This is a genomic window from Aurantimicrobium minutum (assembly GCF_029892845.1).
Taxonomy (GTDB): Bacteria; Actinomycetota; Actinomycetes; order Actinomycetales; family Microbacteriaceae; genus Aurantimicrobium; species Aurantimicrobium minutum_B.
The window spans coordinates 118,398-134,054 of the sequence record NZ_JARXVT010000001.1 but is presented as its reverse complement, the minus strand read 5'-3'; the positions used below and the strand labels follow the sequence as shown (position 1 = coordinate 134,054).

Below are 15,657 nucleotides of genomic sequence, written 5' to 3'. Positions count from 1 at the left end.
TACGGGCAAGTAGGAGCCTGTGTCTTCCTCGTTAGAACTTTCTAAGCGCCTGCGCGCGCTGACCGATGAGCAGCTCTCTGAGCTTGCCTCAACCCGCCTCACTACCAGCACCACCATCAAGGACTACTTCGATTTAGCAGATGCACTGCTGGCTGAGGAGTCCATCCTCAGCGCTGTGCGCCGCCTGCCTCTGGAGCAATTGCTCCAGCTGCGTGAGCTAGCCGCCACTGGCACAGCGTCCGCAGAAGCTTCGCTGTCGGCGACCCTCGAACACGCTCTTCTTGGCCCTGAGGGAAAAAAGCCTGAGCTCTACCCCGAGGTCAGCGCCGTCATTCTCAGCGCAACCGACAAGCTTTCTCCTGCGAAGGCAGACAAGCCCAGCAAGGCAGAGAAGGGCTCGGAGCTGCGCGATGCTGCAGCTCTCGAGACGGCTCTTTCTGCCATTACCTCGCTGGATGAGTTGGCTCGTTCGATTGAGTCTCACCATGTGAAAGAACTTGCTCGTGGTGGTCTCAGCGCTCAGGATTCACAGCGCCTGGCTCCCTTGATGCCGAGTTCCGAGATCACACCAACAGCACTTCTTGCTTTGGGAAAGCTCTCCGGAATTCTGGCAAAGAACAGTGGCTGGTGGATGGCGACGGAGAAGCTTGATGATTGGCTGCACCTGCCTCTAGCTGAGCGTTGGCTTGCGGTGACCACAGCGTGGTCGGCAAGCCTGGGCGCAGACCTTCACGCAGTGCTCAGCACCGAATCTAACTGGGGTCCCGAACTGAGCGCCTGGCTCGAGGTTCACTACCCTCTGGGTCACGATTGGCTTGACGGCGCTCTAACTGAGCGCCTGAGCGACGCTGAACTCTTAGGACTCTCCACCGCTGGCAGCGTCACCGGCGTTGGCCGCGCTGTTCTTGCCGGCGATTGGAAGGCTGTGAACGCAGCAATCGCTGCCGTGGTGCCTCCCTTTGCTGAGCATGTTTTCGTGCAGCACGACTTCACTGTTGTGGCTCCAGGACCACTCACCCCAGCAGATGATGTCTTCATGCGTCAACTCTGTGTGGTGGAGTCCCGAGGACTGGCCACCACCTTCCGCATCACGGCGCAAGGCACCAACCACCTCTTGGCGCAGGGCACAACAGCTGCTCAGATCTTGGAGCACCTCACCTCTCTGGCAGCCACAGATATTCCTCAGGCCGTGGGTTACTTCATCACTGACTTGGGTGAGCGCTTTGGCACCATTCGTGTGCGCGAAGTTTCTGGTCACACCGTGGTCAAGGCCAGCGACCTGTTGGTGCTGCGCACCATCAACGCTGACCACTCCCTGCACTCTCTTGGCCTGCGTCCCGTCTCGGAAGATTCACTCCAGACAGCTATCTCAGCTGGAATTGTTCTCAATGCACTGTTGGATGCGAAGTATCCTGCACAGCTTGAAGACGCCAGCGGCAAGATCATTGCGGCACCTGTTCACCGTCGCAGCATCGAGTTGCAGCCAGAGCCGGTCAGTCCTCACGTTGCTCTGGTTCAACGACTGCGTGGCAGTCGTGAAGCGGCAACGACAGATGATGCCACCTGGATTGCTCGTCAGCTGGATGTCGCCGTGCGCGAGAAGAGCATTCTCATTGTGACCGTGTCAATGCCTGATGGTGAGCGCGAGTTCACCATTGAACCTAAGGGCTTCTCGAACGGTCGACTGCGCTGCCTAGATCGCACCACTGAAGTGGAGCGCACTCTGCCTGCGTCCCACATCACTGCTGTTCGCGCTGGGTAGTACTGTCCTGGGCACCCTCTCAACCGGAGTAACGTAGAGAGATGCCCGATGGACCGTTGATCGTTCAAAGCGATCGCTCAGTACTGCTTGAGGTGGCGCACCCGGACGCTGCGGATGCTCGTCACGACCTCGCTGTCTTTGCCGAACTTGAACGCGCTCCCGAGCACATTCACACCTATCGGATTACCCGTTTGGGTCTGTGGAACGCACGTGCTGCCGGCCACACCGCAGAAGAAATTCTGGGCACACTCGAGAAGTATTCAAAGTATGCGGTTCCTGCGAGTGTGACCATCGACATCGCGGAGACAGTCAACCGCTATGGGCGCCTGACAATCGAACGCGATGCCGAAGGCACGCTCATTCTCAAGGGCACTGATGCTGCTGTTCTCTCAGAGGTTTCTCGCTCTAAGAAGGTCACCACACTGCTTGAAGGTAAGCGTGAGGACGGCAGCTACGAGGTAGCTGCCTGGGCACGTGGACAGCTCAAGCAAGAACTGCTCAAGCTCGGCTGGCCTGCCGAGGACAATGCCGGATATAAGCCCGGCGCTCACCACGACATTGATCTGGCAACCGACGGCTGGGCTTTGCGTCACTACCAAGAGAAGGCCGTCTCGAACTTCCTGGAGGGTGGCTCGGGAGTCGTGGTTCTTCCCTGTGGTGCCGGAAAGACGTTGGTCGGTGCCGGAGCGATGGCAGCCACCAAGACAGACACCTTGATCTTGGTCACCAACACTGTCTCCGCACGCCAGTGGCGAGATGAGCTTCTTAAGCGCACCTCCCTCACCGCTGATGAAATTGGTGAGTACTCGGGCGCAACCAAGGAGATCAAGCCGGTCACCATCGCGACCTATCAAATCTTGACCGCCAAGCGCGGTGGTGAGTTCGCTCACCTGGCCCTCTTGGATGCCCTGGACTGGGGCCTGGTCATTTATGACGAAGTCCACCTGCTTCCTGCACCTGTGTTCAAGCTGACGGCCGAGCTGCAAGCTCGTCGCCGTCTGGGCTTGACCGCCACACTCGTGCGCGAGGATGGCCGAGAGTCTGACGTGTTCAGCCTGATTGGGCCTAAGCGCTTTGATGCGCCCTGGAAAGAAATCGAGCAAGAAGGTTTTATCTCTCCTGCTGAGTGCAAAGAGATTCGTATTGACCTCGACCCTGAAGAGCGACTGATCTATGCCGCAGCCAGTGACGCCGAGCGTTACCGCCTTGCTGCGACCTCTCCAGTGAAGATTGCCATTGCGAAGAAACTCATTGCCGCCCACCCCGGTGAGCGCGTGCTGGTCATTGGGCAATACCTAGATCAGCTGGCTGCACTCGGTGAAGCACTCGGTGTTCCTGAGATCACGGGAGCTACTCCAGTCGATGAGCGTGAGCGTTTGTTTAACGCGTTCCGCGACGGAAGCGAACCTGTGCTGGTGGTGAGCAAGGTAGCAAACTTCTCGGTTGACCTCCCTGAAGCCAGTGTGGCGATCCAGGTCTCGGGTGCTTTTGGTTCACGCCAAGAGGAAGCCCAGCGACTAGGGCGTCTGTTGCGTCCCAAGAAGAGCGGTTTCACGGCCACCTTCTACACACTTGTGGCTCGCGACACTGTGGACCAGGAATTCGCCCTGAACCGTCAGCGCTTCCTTGCAGAGCAGGGATACTCCTACGAAATCGTTGACGGCCACACCGTCTAACTTTTCTTTTCTGCCAATTCCCCGCCTAAGTACTGGGAATACGCCTGTGTTCAGCGTGCGCACAGTCCGCTGTCTAAAAACTCTCAGGTTACATTCAGGAAACAGTCAGATACTAGAGACATGGAAAACCCACGAATCCTCATAGTTGATGACGAACCCAACATTAGAGACCTCCTGACCACAAGTCTTCGGTTCTCCGGGTTCAACGTTCAGGCTGTTGGCAATGGCGCAGCCGCAATCTCGGCAGTACTTGCAGAAGAGCCCGACCTGATCGTGCTCGATGTGATGCTTCCAGACATGAACGGCTTCTCCGTGACCAAGCGTCTGCGCTCGGCCGGATACACCGCCCCCATTCTCTTCCTCACCGCGAAGGACGACACCCAGGACAAGATCATGGGTCTCACCGTCGGTGGCGATGACTACGTGACCAAGCCCTTTAGCCTCGATGAAATCGTGGCTCGCATCAAGGCCATTCTCCGCCGCACCATGCAGGCAGATGAAGAAGCCCTTATTCGTGCTGGTGAGATCTCAATGGACCAGGACACTCACGAGGTCGTTGTCAACGACGCCGTGGTTGAGCTCAGCCCCACCGAGTTCAAGCTGCTGCGTTACCTCATGCTCAACCCCAACCGCGTGTTGAGCAAGGCACAAATTCTTGACCACGTCTGGGAATACGACTTCAACGGTGACGCTGGAATCGTGGAGTCTTATGTCTCCTACCTCCGTCGCAAGCTGGACGCCGTCTCCACCGAACCGCTCATCACCACCAAGCGTGGATTCGGATACATGCTCAAGGTTGCCAAGGCTTCCTAATCACACACACCTCCAGTGTCGAAAGGGCGGGACCACTAGGTCTCGCCCTTTCAGCATTTCCCCACCTAGAACCTGCTTAGATTGTTCCTGATGCGATTCAATTTCAATGACCGATGGAACGCCATCTCCTTGAGAACCAAGGTGACGGGCGTCACAGTGTTGTTGCTGACGATTGGATTGCTGGTTTCCGGTATTGGAACCATGGCCATGCTCAAGCCAGCTCTGATTGGTCAGCTTGATACCCAGCTGCAATCGGTTCAGCAGGATCTCTCCAGTGTGTTGAGCCTGAGCAAGACGGGCACACCCAGCCAATCTGCTCCCACGGATTACTACTACGCGGTGTATAGCGCGAGCGGTGTTCTGTTGGAACAGAACTGGACGGAGAAGGCCGAGGCCATTCGCCCCCAGCTGGCAAACGGCATCACTGTTGCACAGGCCACCACCTTGGACGGGGCGATCTTCCCCGTGAAGTCCACCAATGGCCGAACCCTGTTCCATGCCATTGCCGTTCCCGTCACCTTTGATGACGCCACCGGAACTCTTGGCACCGTTGTTGTTGCACTCTCCACTGCGGGTGTGGACAAGCTGATGACCACCTACCTCAGCATTTTCTTAGGCCTCGGAATTGCGATTGTGATTGTGGGCGCTTTGCTCACACGATTCCTGGTCACCACAACCTTCGCGCCTCTGCGCGAGGTGGAGGACACCGCCGTTGCCATTGCTGATGGCAACCTCAGCCTTCGTCTTCCCTCCACGTCACCCACCAACACAGAGGTGGGCCGCCTGAACCGCTCGCTCAACATCATGTTGGGCCGGATCGACCGCGCCTTTGCTGACCGTGCTCGCACGATCGATCAGATGCAACGATTCGTCGGTGACGCCAGCCATGAGCTGCGCACTCCCCTGGTCTCTGTTCGCGGCTATGCCGAGCTTTACCGGATGGGTGCACTCCAGACTCCTGAAGAAATTGGTCAGGCCATGGAGCGCATCGAGAAGGAAGCCATTCGCATGGGTGCCCTCGTTGAGGACCTTCTTGAACTCGCCCGGATGGATGAAACACGTCCTCTCGAGATTGGCACCTTCGACCTCCTCACGATCGCCCACGACGCTGCCCTCGACGCTCGTGCTTTTGATCCTGAACGCACGATCACGGTTAACGGTGACTCTGTTGAGATCTTCGCTGCCGAGAACAAGATCCGCCAGGTGGTCACCAACTTGATGGGGAATGCCCTGCGCTTCACCAATACCGGAACTCCCCTCGAGCTCGTCGTGAGCCACGACGATGCCGCTGGCGAGGCCACTATCGCTGTCGTGGACCACGGTGCCGGCATTCCAAAGCAGATCCGCGAGAAAATCTTTGAGCGCTTCTACCGCGCAGATAACTCTCGTGCCCGCGAAACTGGTGGAAGCGGATTAGGTCTGGCCATCGTGGCTTCGATCGTGAAGGCTCACCAAGGCCGTATTGATGTCACTGCGACCAAGGGTGGCGGCGCCACGTTCTCCGTGACCCTCCCTGTCGTCCACACCCCTCTCGAAGCCTAAGCACTCCACAGCCTCACTCCTGCGCCGCCTGGGCGCTGTCTGTTTGCTTATCTTGGGTCTCAGAGCGCATCCGGCCCGCAGCACTCCCCCCTCCGCTCAGGGGACGGATGCGCTCTCCTGACATTCAAGGAGAACTCATGTCCGTCTTTCACGTCGACAGCGAAGCTGTCTTCCATGCCAGCTCAGCTGCGCAGCAGTCCATCTCGCGCATTCAGAGTGAGGTGCTGGCTCTGCATTCCCAGCTGAGTAACCTGCAGGGCTCCTGGAGCGGCACTGCAGCCACCGCATTCCAGGCGGTGGTCTCAGAGTGGCATCTGACCGCTCAACGCGTTGATGAGAGCCTGAGCTCCATCAACCACGCACTTTCATTGGCTGCTCAGCAATACATGGACATTGAGCAGGCCACGGCACGCATGTTCCGCGTGTAACCGCAGAAAGAAACGAAGAACGCCTCCCCAATCGGCGGGGAGGCGTTCTTTCTTGGTTTGTTTGGACTTAGAAGTCCATGCCACCCGAAGGGTCACCCATTGCAGGAGCTGCCTTCTCAGGCTTCTCTGCAACAACTGCCTCAGTAGTGAGGAACAGGGCTGCAATCGATGCTGCGTTCTGCAGAGCCGAGCGAGTTACCTTAGCTGGGTCAATAATGCCCGCAGCCATCAGGTCAACGTACTCGTCGGTTGCAGCGTTGAGGCCCCAACCGATTGCCAGTGAACGAACCTTGTCAACAACAACACCGGGCTCGTGACCTGCGTTGAGTGCAATCTGACGCAGAGGAGCTTCGATAGCGACGCGAACAATGTTCGCACCGGTTGCTTCGTCACCAGTGAGAGAAAGCTTCTCGAAAGCGATCTTGCCAGCCTGAATGAGTGCAACACCACCGCCGGGGACGATGCCCTCTTCAACAGCAGCCTTCGCGTTACGGACAGCGTCCTCAATACGGTGCTTGCGCTCCTTGAGTTCAACTTCAGTAGCGGCACCAGCCTTGATGACTGCAACACCACCAGCGAGCTTAGCCAGGCGCTCCTGGAGCTTCTCGCGGTCGTAGTCAGAGTCAGTGTTGTCGATCTCAGCACGAATCTGAGCAACGCGACCTGCAATGAGCTCAGCGTCGCCAGCACCCTCCACGATGGTGGTCTCGTCCTTGGTGATAACAACCTTGCGAGCCTTACCCAACATGTCGAGTTCAACGTTCTCGAGCTTGAGGCCGACCTCTTCAGCGATAACCTGACCACCGGTGAGGATGGCGATGTCCTGAAGCATGGCCTTGCGGCGGTCACCGAAGCCAGGAGCCTTGACGGCTACTGACTTGAAGATGCCACGGATTTTGTTGACCACGAGGGTTGCAAGTGCTTCGCCATCGACGTCTTCCGCGATGATGAGCAGCTGCTTGCCGGTCTGGATGACCTTGTCAACGATAGGCAGCAGGTCCTTGATGTTGGAAACCTTGCTGTTCACGATGAGGATGTAAGGGTCCTCGAATACTGCTTCCTGACGCTCTGGGTCAGTAACGAAGTAAGCGGAGAGGTAACCCTTGTCGAAACGCATACCTTCAGTGAGCTCGAGCTCGGTGCCGAAAGCGTTGGACTCCTCAACGGTGACCACACCTTCCTTACCGACCTTGTCGATAGCTTCAGCGATCAGTGCGCCGATCTCGGGGTCAGCTGCGGAGATAGATGCAGTAGCTGCGATCTCTTCCTTGGTCTCAACCTCTTTCGCGTTAGCGATGAGCTCTGCAGAAACAGCTTCAACAGCCTTCTCAATACCGCGCTTGAGCGAGATGGGGTCTGCACCAGCAGCTACGTTGCGAAGACCTTCGCGAACGAGTGCCTGAGCGAGAACGGTAGCGGTGGTTGTTCCATCACCAGCGACGTCATCAGTCTTCTTGGCAACTTCCTTAACCAGCTCGGCGCCGATCTTTTCGAAGGGGTCGTCCAGTTCGATTTCCTTCGCGATAGACACACCATCGTTAGTAATCGTGGGGGCACCCCACTTCTTTTCGAGGACGACGTTGCGTCCGCGTGGGCCAAGGGTGACCTTGACGGTGTCAGCAAGGATGTTCAGACCGCGCTCTAGACCGCGACGTGCCTCTTCATCAAAAGCAATAATTTTTGCCATGGTTGTTTTTCGTCCCTCCCGGACGTCAGAAATACTGCAGGGATTAGCACTCAATTCAATCGAGTGCTAACTCAATATTGGCACTCTCATGCCCCGAGTGCAAGTACGTCCGCGGTCAGCGAAAGCCACCTCATGCAAGAAGCCCACCCCGTGAGGGGTGGGCTTCTGTGAAGGTGAGGAAACTTATCCTGCGATGTTGACTGTACCGCCAGATACGTAGGATTCCAGGGGAACCATTTCGATCCAGGTGTTACCGGGAGCCAGGCGAATGGTCACGCCGTTGTCGCCCTTGAACACGATGGGAGCAGCCGTTGCGGCCTTGCTCCATGTGCCGTGAACAACCTTGCCGCCGCTGAGCACGAAGAGCTCACCGGAGTCGACCATGCGGGTACGGGGAACACCCACGAACTCATCCACGTTCACACGCATGATGACAATGTTTGCTGCCGAAAGCTGAGCACCGGTGAGGTCAAGGTCAGGACCTTCCCACTGGGTACGCAGGTAACGACCAGCACCGTCATAGGTCCAGGTGTTGTCAGAGGAGTTGCTGAAGATGCTCTGAACTGACGTTGCAGGCGTTCCATCCAGAACTGCAGTCGAGGTTGCCAGTGAACCGGCGTAGGCCCACTGCTGTGCAGGGGCAGCCAGTCCAGCGTTTGCGGCGATGACTTCCTGTGCGTGCAGCATCAAGTTGTAGGGAGCAACGTTGTAGTCGTTGCGGTACATCGCAGGATCGTTCTCGGTGACGTTGACCAGGCCAGTGTCGACAGCAAGGTCACGAGTTTCCTGGGCACCGTAACCGGAGTAGGCAATGATGCCGCCGAAAGGAGCGGCAATATCTGCGTCCATGGGGCGCAAGGAGCGCACGGGGCCGACGCTGACCGGAACGTTAGAGTTCCAGATGCCGACGTAGCGAGTGATGCCACCTTCGACGATTTCCTCGAAGACCACGTCTGACTGGTTGAGGCCATCCTGGGGCTCGCAGTGGAAGACGTTACAGATCTTCACCGAGAGTGCTGGACCCACAGTGGTGCCTTCTGCCAATGCCACACCCGTCAGGGGTGCGTAGGCAACGGCCGCAGGCGCCTTGTAGGTGGACTTGTAGTCAGGAGTTGCCGGCGCGCTGGCTCCGCCAGAACAGGCCGCCAAGCCCAGTGCCACAGCACTGATAGCTGCCACACCAACAACACGGGAGAGAGTTCGCGAAAAAGTAGTCACGGGCAAAGACTAACGCCGCCCACTATCGTGGACGGCGTTAGCTCGGGCGTGCCCGAATATTACGAGGCTTTAAGCCAGTCGAACCGACTCAGCCTGAGGACCCTTGTTTCCGGTACCGATTTCAAAAACAACCTTCTGACCCTCTTCGAGGACCTTGTAGCCGTTCATGTCGATAGCGGAGTAGTGGACGAATACGTCCTGCTCGTCGCCGTCTACGGTTACAAAACCGTAGCCCTTTTCAGCGTTGAACCACTTAACGGTTCCAGTGGCCATGTGTAACTCCAATTGCAGTATCCCAACCGACACACACAAATCGCTTGTGCCGTTAGTTTCACACTACTGGGGAATAGCACAAAACAGTTAGCCTTGCCTAACTTTTAATAGTCGCAATATGACAACGATTTAGCCGGCGTAGTCCAGACCCACTACCAAAGTGAGCTGCGCTGAGCTCTCAATGTACTTATCGGTGAGCTTGATTTCGCCGTAACCCAGAGACTGGGCAAGGCCACGAGCTGCACCTTCGAGAGAAGGGTTGCCGTAGTAGATGAACGTCTGTTCAGCCGTCTCGCTGGCATTGGACTTTGTGCCCACGGTCCAGCCTTCTGTGGCAATCTGGTCGCCCACGGCGGTAGCAACACCGGTTTCACCGGTTGCGTTGAGCACGTTAACCACAGAGGCAGGATCCACAGTCGGAACGGCAGTTGCCTTTGGCGTGGCCGATGCTGCGGCGGTGGGCAAAGCGAAAATGCCCTCGAAATCTTTCATGCTGATGCTGTCGCTGGTGACAATCAGTGTGCCCACGCCACCCACAACAAGTGCGCCGGTTGCCAGTGCAGCCCAGGCGAAAGGAACAAAGCCAGCGCCGCGACGCTTCGGAGCGCGGTGAACCCCACGACGATCCAGACCAGGGGCTAGGTCATCGAACTGGTCGCGCTCTGTTTTCTCAGCCATGGCTCTATTCTTTCAGTTCTTTTCTGGGGAATCGGGGTTAACCCGTTTCTGGCGAGAACTCTGGCGATCTTCTCGAACTCGATGCAGTCTTTTGACCAACATGGGGTCATAGGCCAGTGCGGCTTCTGAATCCATCAGTTTGCCCAGTACCTGGTAGTAGCGAGCAGGAGACAAACCGAAAGTTTGTCGGATCGCATCTTCCTTCGCACCGGGGTGCTGCCACCATTCACGCTCAAAGTCGAGAATGGCACGATCACGCTCGTCAAACACGGGCCGACTATGGGACTCGAACCCACAACCCCCGCTTTACAAGAGCGGTGCGCTACCAATTGCGCCAAGTCGGCTTGTGTGAAGTAACGAATTACTTCACGACCCGTTAATCCTAACCTGCGGCAGGAGTAGCGGGAGTTGTGGAAGCTGACTCACCAGCAACCTGAGTGATGAATGCCAAGAATTCCTTGGAATCAACAATCGAACCGGTGTAAACCTTGCCATTGACCAGGATGGTGGGTGTTCCCACACCGGCTGCACCGGAGTCCTTGGCTGCCTGAGCCATGGGACCAGCTAGTGCGTAGTCAGTTGCCTGAGATGCCCATGGCATGAAGGTCTTGTCTTTGATGCACTTGGCAATCTTGGACTGGTTCTTCGGCTTCTGAGAATCAATCAGAGCAGTGAGCTCGTCATCATTGAGACCTGGAGTTCCTTCTTGAGGCTGGTTTGCGAAGAGTGCAAGGTTGACCTTCCAGAAGGTGTCAGGTGAGTAGTTCGCTACACACGCTGCAGCTGCAGTCGAGCGGAGAGAGTACTTAGTACCAGCAGACTGGTTTGCCAGCATGCCGATCGGGTGAAGCTCGAGAGTTGCTGCACCGGCTTCTACCAATGTCTGCAGCTGCTGAGCATTTGCTTCATCGAATGCCTTACAAGCAGGACAGATGTAGTCCTGGTACACCTCAATGGAGACGGTGGATGAACCCGGCATAGGAATGTTGGCAACAGGGTCAGCGCCAGGAGAACCTGCTTCGCTGAGGACACCGGCCATGCCAGCACCACTGAGGACGATGCCGTCGCTAGCCATGTTGGCGGGGCGTGGACCTTCCTTAGGTGCTGAGGTCGCAATGGTCGAGATAAAGATTGCTGCAATGGCAATCACCGCAACTGCAACACCACCTTGGATGTATAGTCTGCGACGCTTCTCGTTCTTGTTGTGCTGTTCGCGAAGTTCTTTAGCCTTCGCACGAGCAGCTTCACGCTGCTGGTTTCGAGTAGGTCGGTTGCCGTGGGCTCCGGTGCTCATTCTCGTTTTCTCCAAATAGGTGGGGGACGTAAATAGACGTAAGTCAACACGTAGAAAACTAGAGTACGTGTGAACTCTGGGAAATTACTAAACGGTGCCTGAACGAATTCGGGCTACTTCATAGAGTGCAACGCTGGCAGCAATACCTGCATTGAGGGACTCGGTGCTGGCCGAGATGGGAATCGAGACGATTGCATCGCAATTGTCTGTGACCAACTTGGACAGGCCCTTGCCCTCGTTACCCACCACAATCAAGAGTGGGCGATCGGCCAACTCCAGACCGGGAAGCATGGTGTCGCCGCCGCCGTCGAGACCAATCACGAAGACACCCTGATCCTTGAAGGACTTGATGGTCGCGGTGAGGTTCGATGCCATGGAGACCGGCAGGCGCGCTGCCGCACCTGCAGAGGTCTTCCAGGCAGCTGCAGTCACGCCGACCGAGCGACGCTGAGGCAAGATGATGCCGTCGCCACCAAAGGCAGCGGTGGAACGAATAATCGCACCCAAGTTACGAGGATCGGTAATTCCATCCAATGCCACGAACAGCGGTGCCTTCTTGGAATCGAATGCCTTCTCCAACAGGTCGTTGGGGTGGGCATATTCGTAGGGTGGAACCTTGACTGCAACACCCTGGTGAACCGAGTCGAATCCGCCCATGCGGTCCAACTCTGGCTTCATCACTTCAAGGATGGGAATGCCACGCTGGGTGGCAATCTGCAACATTTCCTTGACGCGGTCATCCATCTCAATACGAGTGGCGATATAGAGGGCAGTCGCAGGAATCTTGGCACGCAGTGCCTCAAGTACCGAGTTACGACCGGTCACTACTTCAGTGTCATCGTTAGCCTTGCTGCGCTTAGGCGCAGCCTTGCGCTGACCGTCAACGGTGTTGCGGTTGAGCTTGCCCATGGAGGCCAGCTTGTCGCGACGGATCTTCGCCTTGCCGGCGGGGTGCCACTCGCGGTCTTCTGCCTTAGGGGTGGGTCCCTTACCTTCGAGGGCGCGACGACCTAAGCCACCTGTTCCCTTGACAGGACCTTTACCTGATTTGCGGACTGCTCCAGCCCGAGGCTTACCTGCCATTGAAACTCCAATGTGCCCCAGATGGGGTGTCTTCGATCGTGATTCCAGCCGCGGCAAGTCGCTCGCGGAGAAGGTCTGCGGTGGCGAAGTCCTTGTTCGCACGTGCAGTCGCACGTGCCTCAAGGAGTTCAGCCATCAAGAGATCCAAGGCGGCATCGCCCTGGGAAGAATCAGATGCCCATGCAGCATCGAGGGGGTTCACGCCCAGCACATCCAGCATCGCCGCAACTTCAGCAGCCTGAGAAGCAGCAGTTGCGCTGTCTCCAGAATCCAGCGCACTGTTGCCTGAGCGCACCAAGTCAAAGACCACGGCGAGCGCAGCAGGAATGTTAAGGTCATCGTTCATCGCGGCACGGAACGTGGCAGGAACATCAGCAGAGACCAGTTCTCCCGCGTCACGGATGACCCGATCAAGGAATCCTTCAATGCGCTCAAAGGATGCCTTCGCTTCAGCGATGGCACCGTCGTGGAGTTCCAACGTGGAGCGGTATTGCGCAGAACTGAGGAGGTATCGCAGGACGACCGGCTTGGCCTTATCGAGAAGGTCTGCAGCAAAAACAGAGTTGCCCAACGATTTACTCATCTTCTGACCGCCGACGGAAACCAGTCCGTTGTGAAGCCAATACTGAGCGAAACCATCACCGGCTGCAGCGGACTGTGCCAGTTCGTTCTCGTGGTGCGGGAAGCGAAGGTCAAGCCCACCACCGTGAATATCGAAGGATGTTCCGAGGTATTTGGTGGACATGGCCGAGCACTCGATGTGCCATCCGGGACGGCCAGTTCCCCACGGGGACTTCCAGGAAGCAGACTCGGGGTCGCCTGCCTTGTGACCCTTCCAGAGGGCAAAGTCTTGCGGTGCCTTCTTGCCACGAGGATCTGCATCAGCGGCAGCTTCCATCTCGGCAGGCTTTTGGTTCGTGAGCTCGCCATATGCAGACCAAGACGCAGTGTCGAAGTAGACATCGCCGGAACTATCAGCGGCGGGGTAAGCGTGACCACGTTCAATGAGGCGCTCAATTATGGCGATCATCTCAGGGATGCTCGCGGTGGCACGAGGCTCATAGGTGGGGCGCCCGATACCGAGCAAGTCATAGGCAGCAGTGAACTCTGCCTCCATGCGATAGGCCAGAGCCCACCATTCTTCGACTCCGCCGGCTCGGGCATTGTCCAAAACCTTGTCATCAATGTCGGTGACGTTACGCACCAGAGTGACCTGGTAGCCCTCGTGGGTCAGCCAGCGGCGCAGCTGGTCATAGACCAGGGCGCTGCGCAGGTGTCCCACGTGGGGGCTCGACTGCACGGTGGGTCCACAGACGTACATTCCAACCTGACCGGGGGTCAGCGGAGAAAAGTCCCGAAGGGCTTGCTCCTTCGAGTCGAAAAGACGAATACTCACGTGTTTAGCCTACCTGCGAGCGCGCTTAGCGCTGGCGAACGAGAGCTGTTGCGATGGCTGCAACACCCTCACCGCGGCCGGTGAAACCGAGGCCGTCGGTGGTTGTTGCGGATACAGAAACAGGAGCGCCAACCCACTCGGTGAGCACTGCCTGGGCTTCTACACGGCGAGCACTGAAGCGTGGCTTGTTGCCGATGAGCTGGACGGAGACATTGATGGGTTCGAAACCGGCAGAAGCGATAAGTTCGATCGTGCCGCGAACAAAGACTTCACCCGATGCATTGGCATAGGCAGGGTCTGAGGTGCCAAAGCGAGAACCGATGTCTCCCAAGCCAGCTGCGGAAAGCAGCGCATCACAGATGGCGTGTGCAACAGCATCGCCGTCGCTGTGGCCAGAAAGTTCTTTCTCGCCAGGCCAGTGCAGCCCAGCGAGCCAGAGGTTCTCGGCTTCTCCGAAGGCGTGCACATCAATACCGGTGCCCACGCGGTGAGCATCAGGAACACTGCCGAGGACTTGATGTGCACGGTTGAGATCCCATGCTGTCGTGATCTTGAAGGCAACCTCGTCGCCAGGAATGGTGGTCACTGCTCCCCCATACGCAGCGAAGACCGCTGCATCATCGGTGTAGTCAGAAGAACCTGCTGCGGCATAAGCGGCATCGAGCTCGGCACGGGGGAATCCTTGAGGTGTTTGCGCTGCACGGAGTTGTTCACGGTCAGCAATCCCGAGCACACCACCGGTGACGTCAACCTGCTTGAGTGAATCAACCACAGGTAGAGCGGGAACAATGCCCGCACCGGTTGCCTGAACCGCCATGTCCACGTCTGCAAACAACGTGGTGGGAGTAAGTGCACGAGCAGCATCGTGGACCAGGACAACCTGGACCGACGACTGTAGAGCAGCAAGACCGGCAGCAACAGAGTCGTGACGAGTTGCACCACCGGTGACCACAGAAACAAGAGCATCTAAGCCGGGGGCTACCTTGTGGGCAATGGCCTGCGCGTCAGAAAGAAAGTCAGCTGGGGCGACCACAACAACCTGCACCGGATAGGGCAGCAAGATGATGGAACGGAGGGAGCGCTCTAAGAGAGTCTGACCAGCAAGGTCAACAAACGCCTTGGGAAGTGCGGCCCCTAACCGAGTGCCACTTCCTGCGGCAACGACGATGACGGCCGTAGAAACGTGCAGGTCACCAGACATGCTGTATTCGCCTGCCCACTCGCGTTGTTAGGACGCGAGAACCTCGTCGAGGAAGTCAGAAGCCTTAGCTTCGTCAGTCTTCTTCGCCAGAGCGAGCTCAGAGATGAGGATCTGGCGTGCCTTGGCAAGCATGCGCTTTTCACCAGCGGAGAGTCCGCGGTCCTGGTCACGGCGCCACAGGTCGCGAACAACCTCAGAAACCTTGATGACGTCACCGGAAGCAAGCTTCTCCAGGTTCGCCTTGTAACGGCGAGACCAGTTGGTGGGCTCTTCAGTGAAAGGAGCACGCAGAACTTCGAAGACCTGCTCGAGGCCTTCCTTGCCGATGACATCGCGAACACCCACGAGGTCAACGTTCTCAACGGGAACCTTCACAGTGAGGTCACCCTGCACAACGTGGAGGGTTAAGTAAACCTTTTCGACACCCTTGACGACGCGCTTTTGTACTTCGGTAATCTTCGCTGCGCCGTGGTGAGGGTAAACAACTGTTTCGCCAACAATGAACTGCATAAGTGTGGAGCTCCCTAAAATCAGTTCCCAGTTTACCACGGCTATCTGACAGTCTCATCGGAGCCCACTTCCCACTGAGCGGTGCCGCTCCTTCGG

15 protein-coding genes and 1 tRNA gene are annotated in these 15,657 nt (G+C 57.3%); 5 read left to right on the top strand and 11 right to left on the bottom strand.

From position 1 onward, the window contains the following. The first annotated feature begins 19 nt into the window (after window positions 1–19). From M2118_RS00540 to M2118_RS00520, 5 genes are all read left to right on the top strand, one after another. Window positions 20–1,762 carry a helicase-associated domain-containing protein gene (locus M2118_RS00540; RefSeq protein WP_280794017.1) on the top strand — a complete coding sequence of 581 codons (1,743 nt, stop codon included), beginning with the start codon at window positions 20–22 and terminating at the stop codon, window positions 1,760–1,762. Window positions 1,763–1,803: 41 nt separating this feature from the next. After that, on the top strand, window positions 1,804–3,438 hold the full coding sequence (locus tag M2118_RS00535) for a DNA repair helicase XPB (RefSeq protein ID WP_280794016.1): 1,635 nt from the start codon (window positions 1,804–1,806) through the stop codon (window positions 3,436–3,438). Window positions 3,439–3,558: 120 nt separating this feature from the next. Next, window positions 3,559–4,251 carry a response regulator transcription factor gene (locus M2118_RS00530; RefSeq protein WP_280794015.1) on the top strand — a complete coding sequence of 231 codons (693 nt, stop codon included), beginning with the start codon at window positions 3,559–3,561 and terminating at the stop codon, window positions 4,249–4,251. A 90-nt stretch (window positions 4,252–4,341) separates the two neighbouring features. Then, window positions 4,342–5,793, top strand: a complete 1,452-nt coding sequence (locus M2118_RS00525; protein WP_280794014.1) for a sensor histidine kinase — start codon at window positions 4,342–4,344, stop codon at window positions 5,791–5,793. A 137-nt stretch (window positions 5,794–5,930) separates the two neighbouring features. Beyond that, window positions 5,931–6,221, top strand: a complete 291-nt coding sequence (locus M2118_RS00520; protein WP_280794013.1) for a WXG100 family type VII secretion target — start codon at window positions 5,931–5,933, stop codon at window positions 6,219–6,221. A 67-nt stretch (window positions 6,222–6,288) separates the two neighbouring features. On the opposite strand, the gene groL is transcribed toward M2118_RS00520, so the two are convergent. The 11 genes from groL to M2118_RS00465 form a co-directional block, all read right to left on the bottom strand. Further along, complete coding sequence (gene groL / locus M2118_RS00515) at window positions 6,289–7,908, bottom strand: chaperonin GroEL (RefSeq protein ID WP_280794012.1); 1,620 nt, start codon at window positions 7,906–7,908, stop codon at window positions 6,289–6,291. A 183-nt stretch (window positions 7,909–8,091) separates the two neighbouring features. Beyond that, window positions 8,092–9,126, bottom strand: coding sequence for a DUF3048 domain-containing protein (locus M2118_RS00510; RefSeq protein ID WP_280794011.1), 1,035 nt, complete (start codon window positions 9,124–9,126; stop codon window positions 8,092–8,094). Window positions 9,127–9,195: 69 nt separating this feature from the next. Beyond that, complete coding sequence (locus M2118_RS00505) at window positions 9,196–9,399, bottom strand: cold-shock protein (protein WP_110234406.1); 204 nt, start codon at window positions 9,397–9,399, stop codon at window positions 9,196–9,198. A 129-nt stretch (window positions 9,400–9,528) separates the two neighbouring features. After that, window positions 9,529–10,077: a LytR C-terminal domain-containing protein gene (locus tag M2118_RS00500; protein WP_280794010.1), complete on the bottom strand. Its 549-nt coding sequence runs from the start codon at window positions 10,075–10,077 to the stop codon at window positions 9,529–9,531. A gap of 12 nt (window positions 10,078–10,089) precedes the next feature. Further along, a complete protein-coding gene (locus M2118_RS00495) occupies window positions 10,090–10,347 on the bottom strand; it encodes a DUF3263 domain-containing protein (RefSeq protein WP_280794009.1) in 258 nt (85 codons plus the stop codon). A gap of 1 nt (window position 10,348) precedes the next feature. Then, window positions 10,349–10,421: transfer RNA gene (locus M2118_RS00490), tRNA-Thr, on the bottom strand. A 38-nt stretch (window positions 10,422–10,459) separates the two neighbouring features. Further along, a complete protein-coding gene (locus tag M2118_RS00485; RefSeq protein ID WP_280794008.1) occupies window positions 10,460–11,371 on the bottom strand; it encodes a DsbA family protein in 912 nt (303 codons plus the stop codon). Between the two features lie 87 nt (window positions 11,372–11,458). Then, window positions 11,459–12,454 (bottom strand): 23S rRNA (guanosine(2251)-2'-O)-methyltransferase RlmB, encoded by a 996-nt coding sequence (rlmB, locus tag M2118_RS00480; protein ID WP_280794007.1) that lies wholly within the window; start codon window positions 12,452–12,454, stop codon window positions 11,459–11,461. After that, window positions 12,444–13,850, bottom strand: a complete 1,407-nt coding sequence (gene cysS / locus M2118_RS00475) for a cysteine--tRNA ligase (RefSeq protein ID WP_280794006.1) — start codon at window positions 13,848–13,850, stop codon at window positions 12,444–12,446. Before cysS ends, rlmB begins: the two co-directional genes overlap by 11 nt. Before the next feature lie 25 nt (window positions 13,851–13,875). Continuing rightward, the gene (gene ispD / locus M2118_RS00470) at window positions 13,876–15,051 is read right to left on the bottom strand and encodes a 2-C-methyl-D-erythritol 4-phosphate cytidylyltransferase (protein WP_280794005.1); all 1,176 of its coding nucleotides are present in this window, start codon (window positions 15,049–15,051) and stop codon (window positions 13,876–13,878) included. Window positions 15,052–15,078: 27 nt separating this feature from the next. Continuing rightward, on the bottom strand, window positions 15,079–15,561 hold the full coding sequence (locus M2118_RS00465; RefSeq protein WP_280794004.1) for a CarD family transcriptional regulator: 483 nt from the start codon (window positions 15,559–15,561) through the stop codon (window positions 15,079–15,081). Window positions 15,562–15,657: the final 96 nt, after the last annotated feature.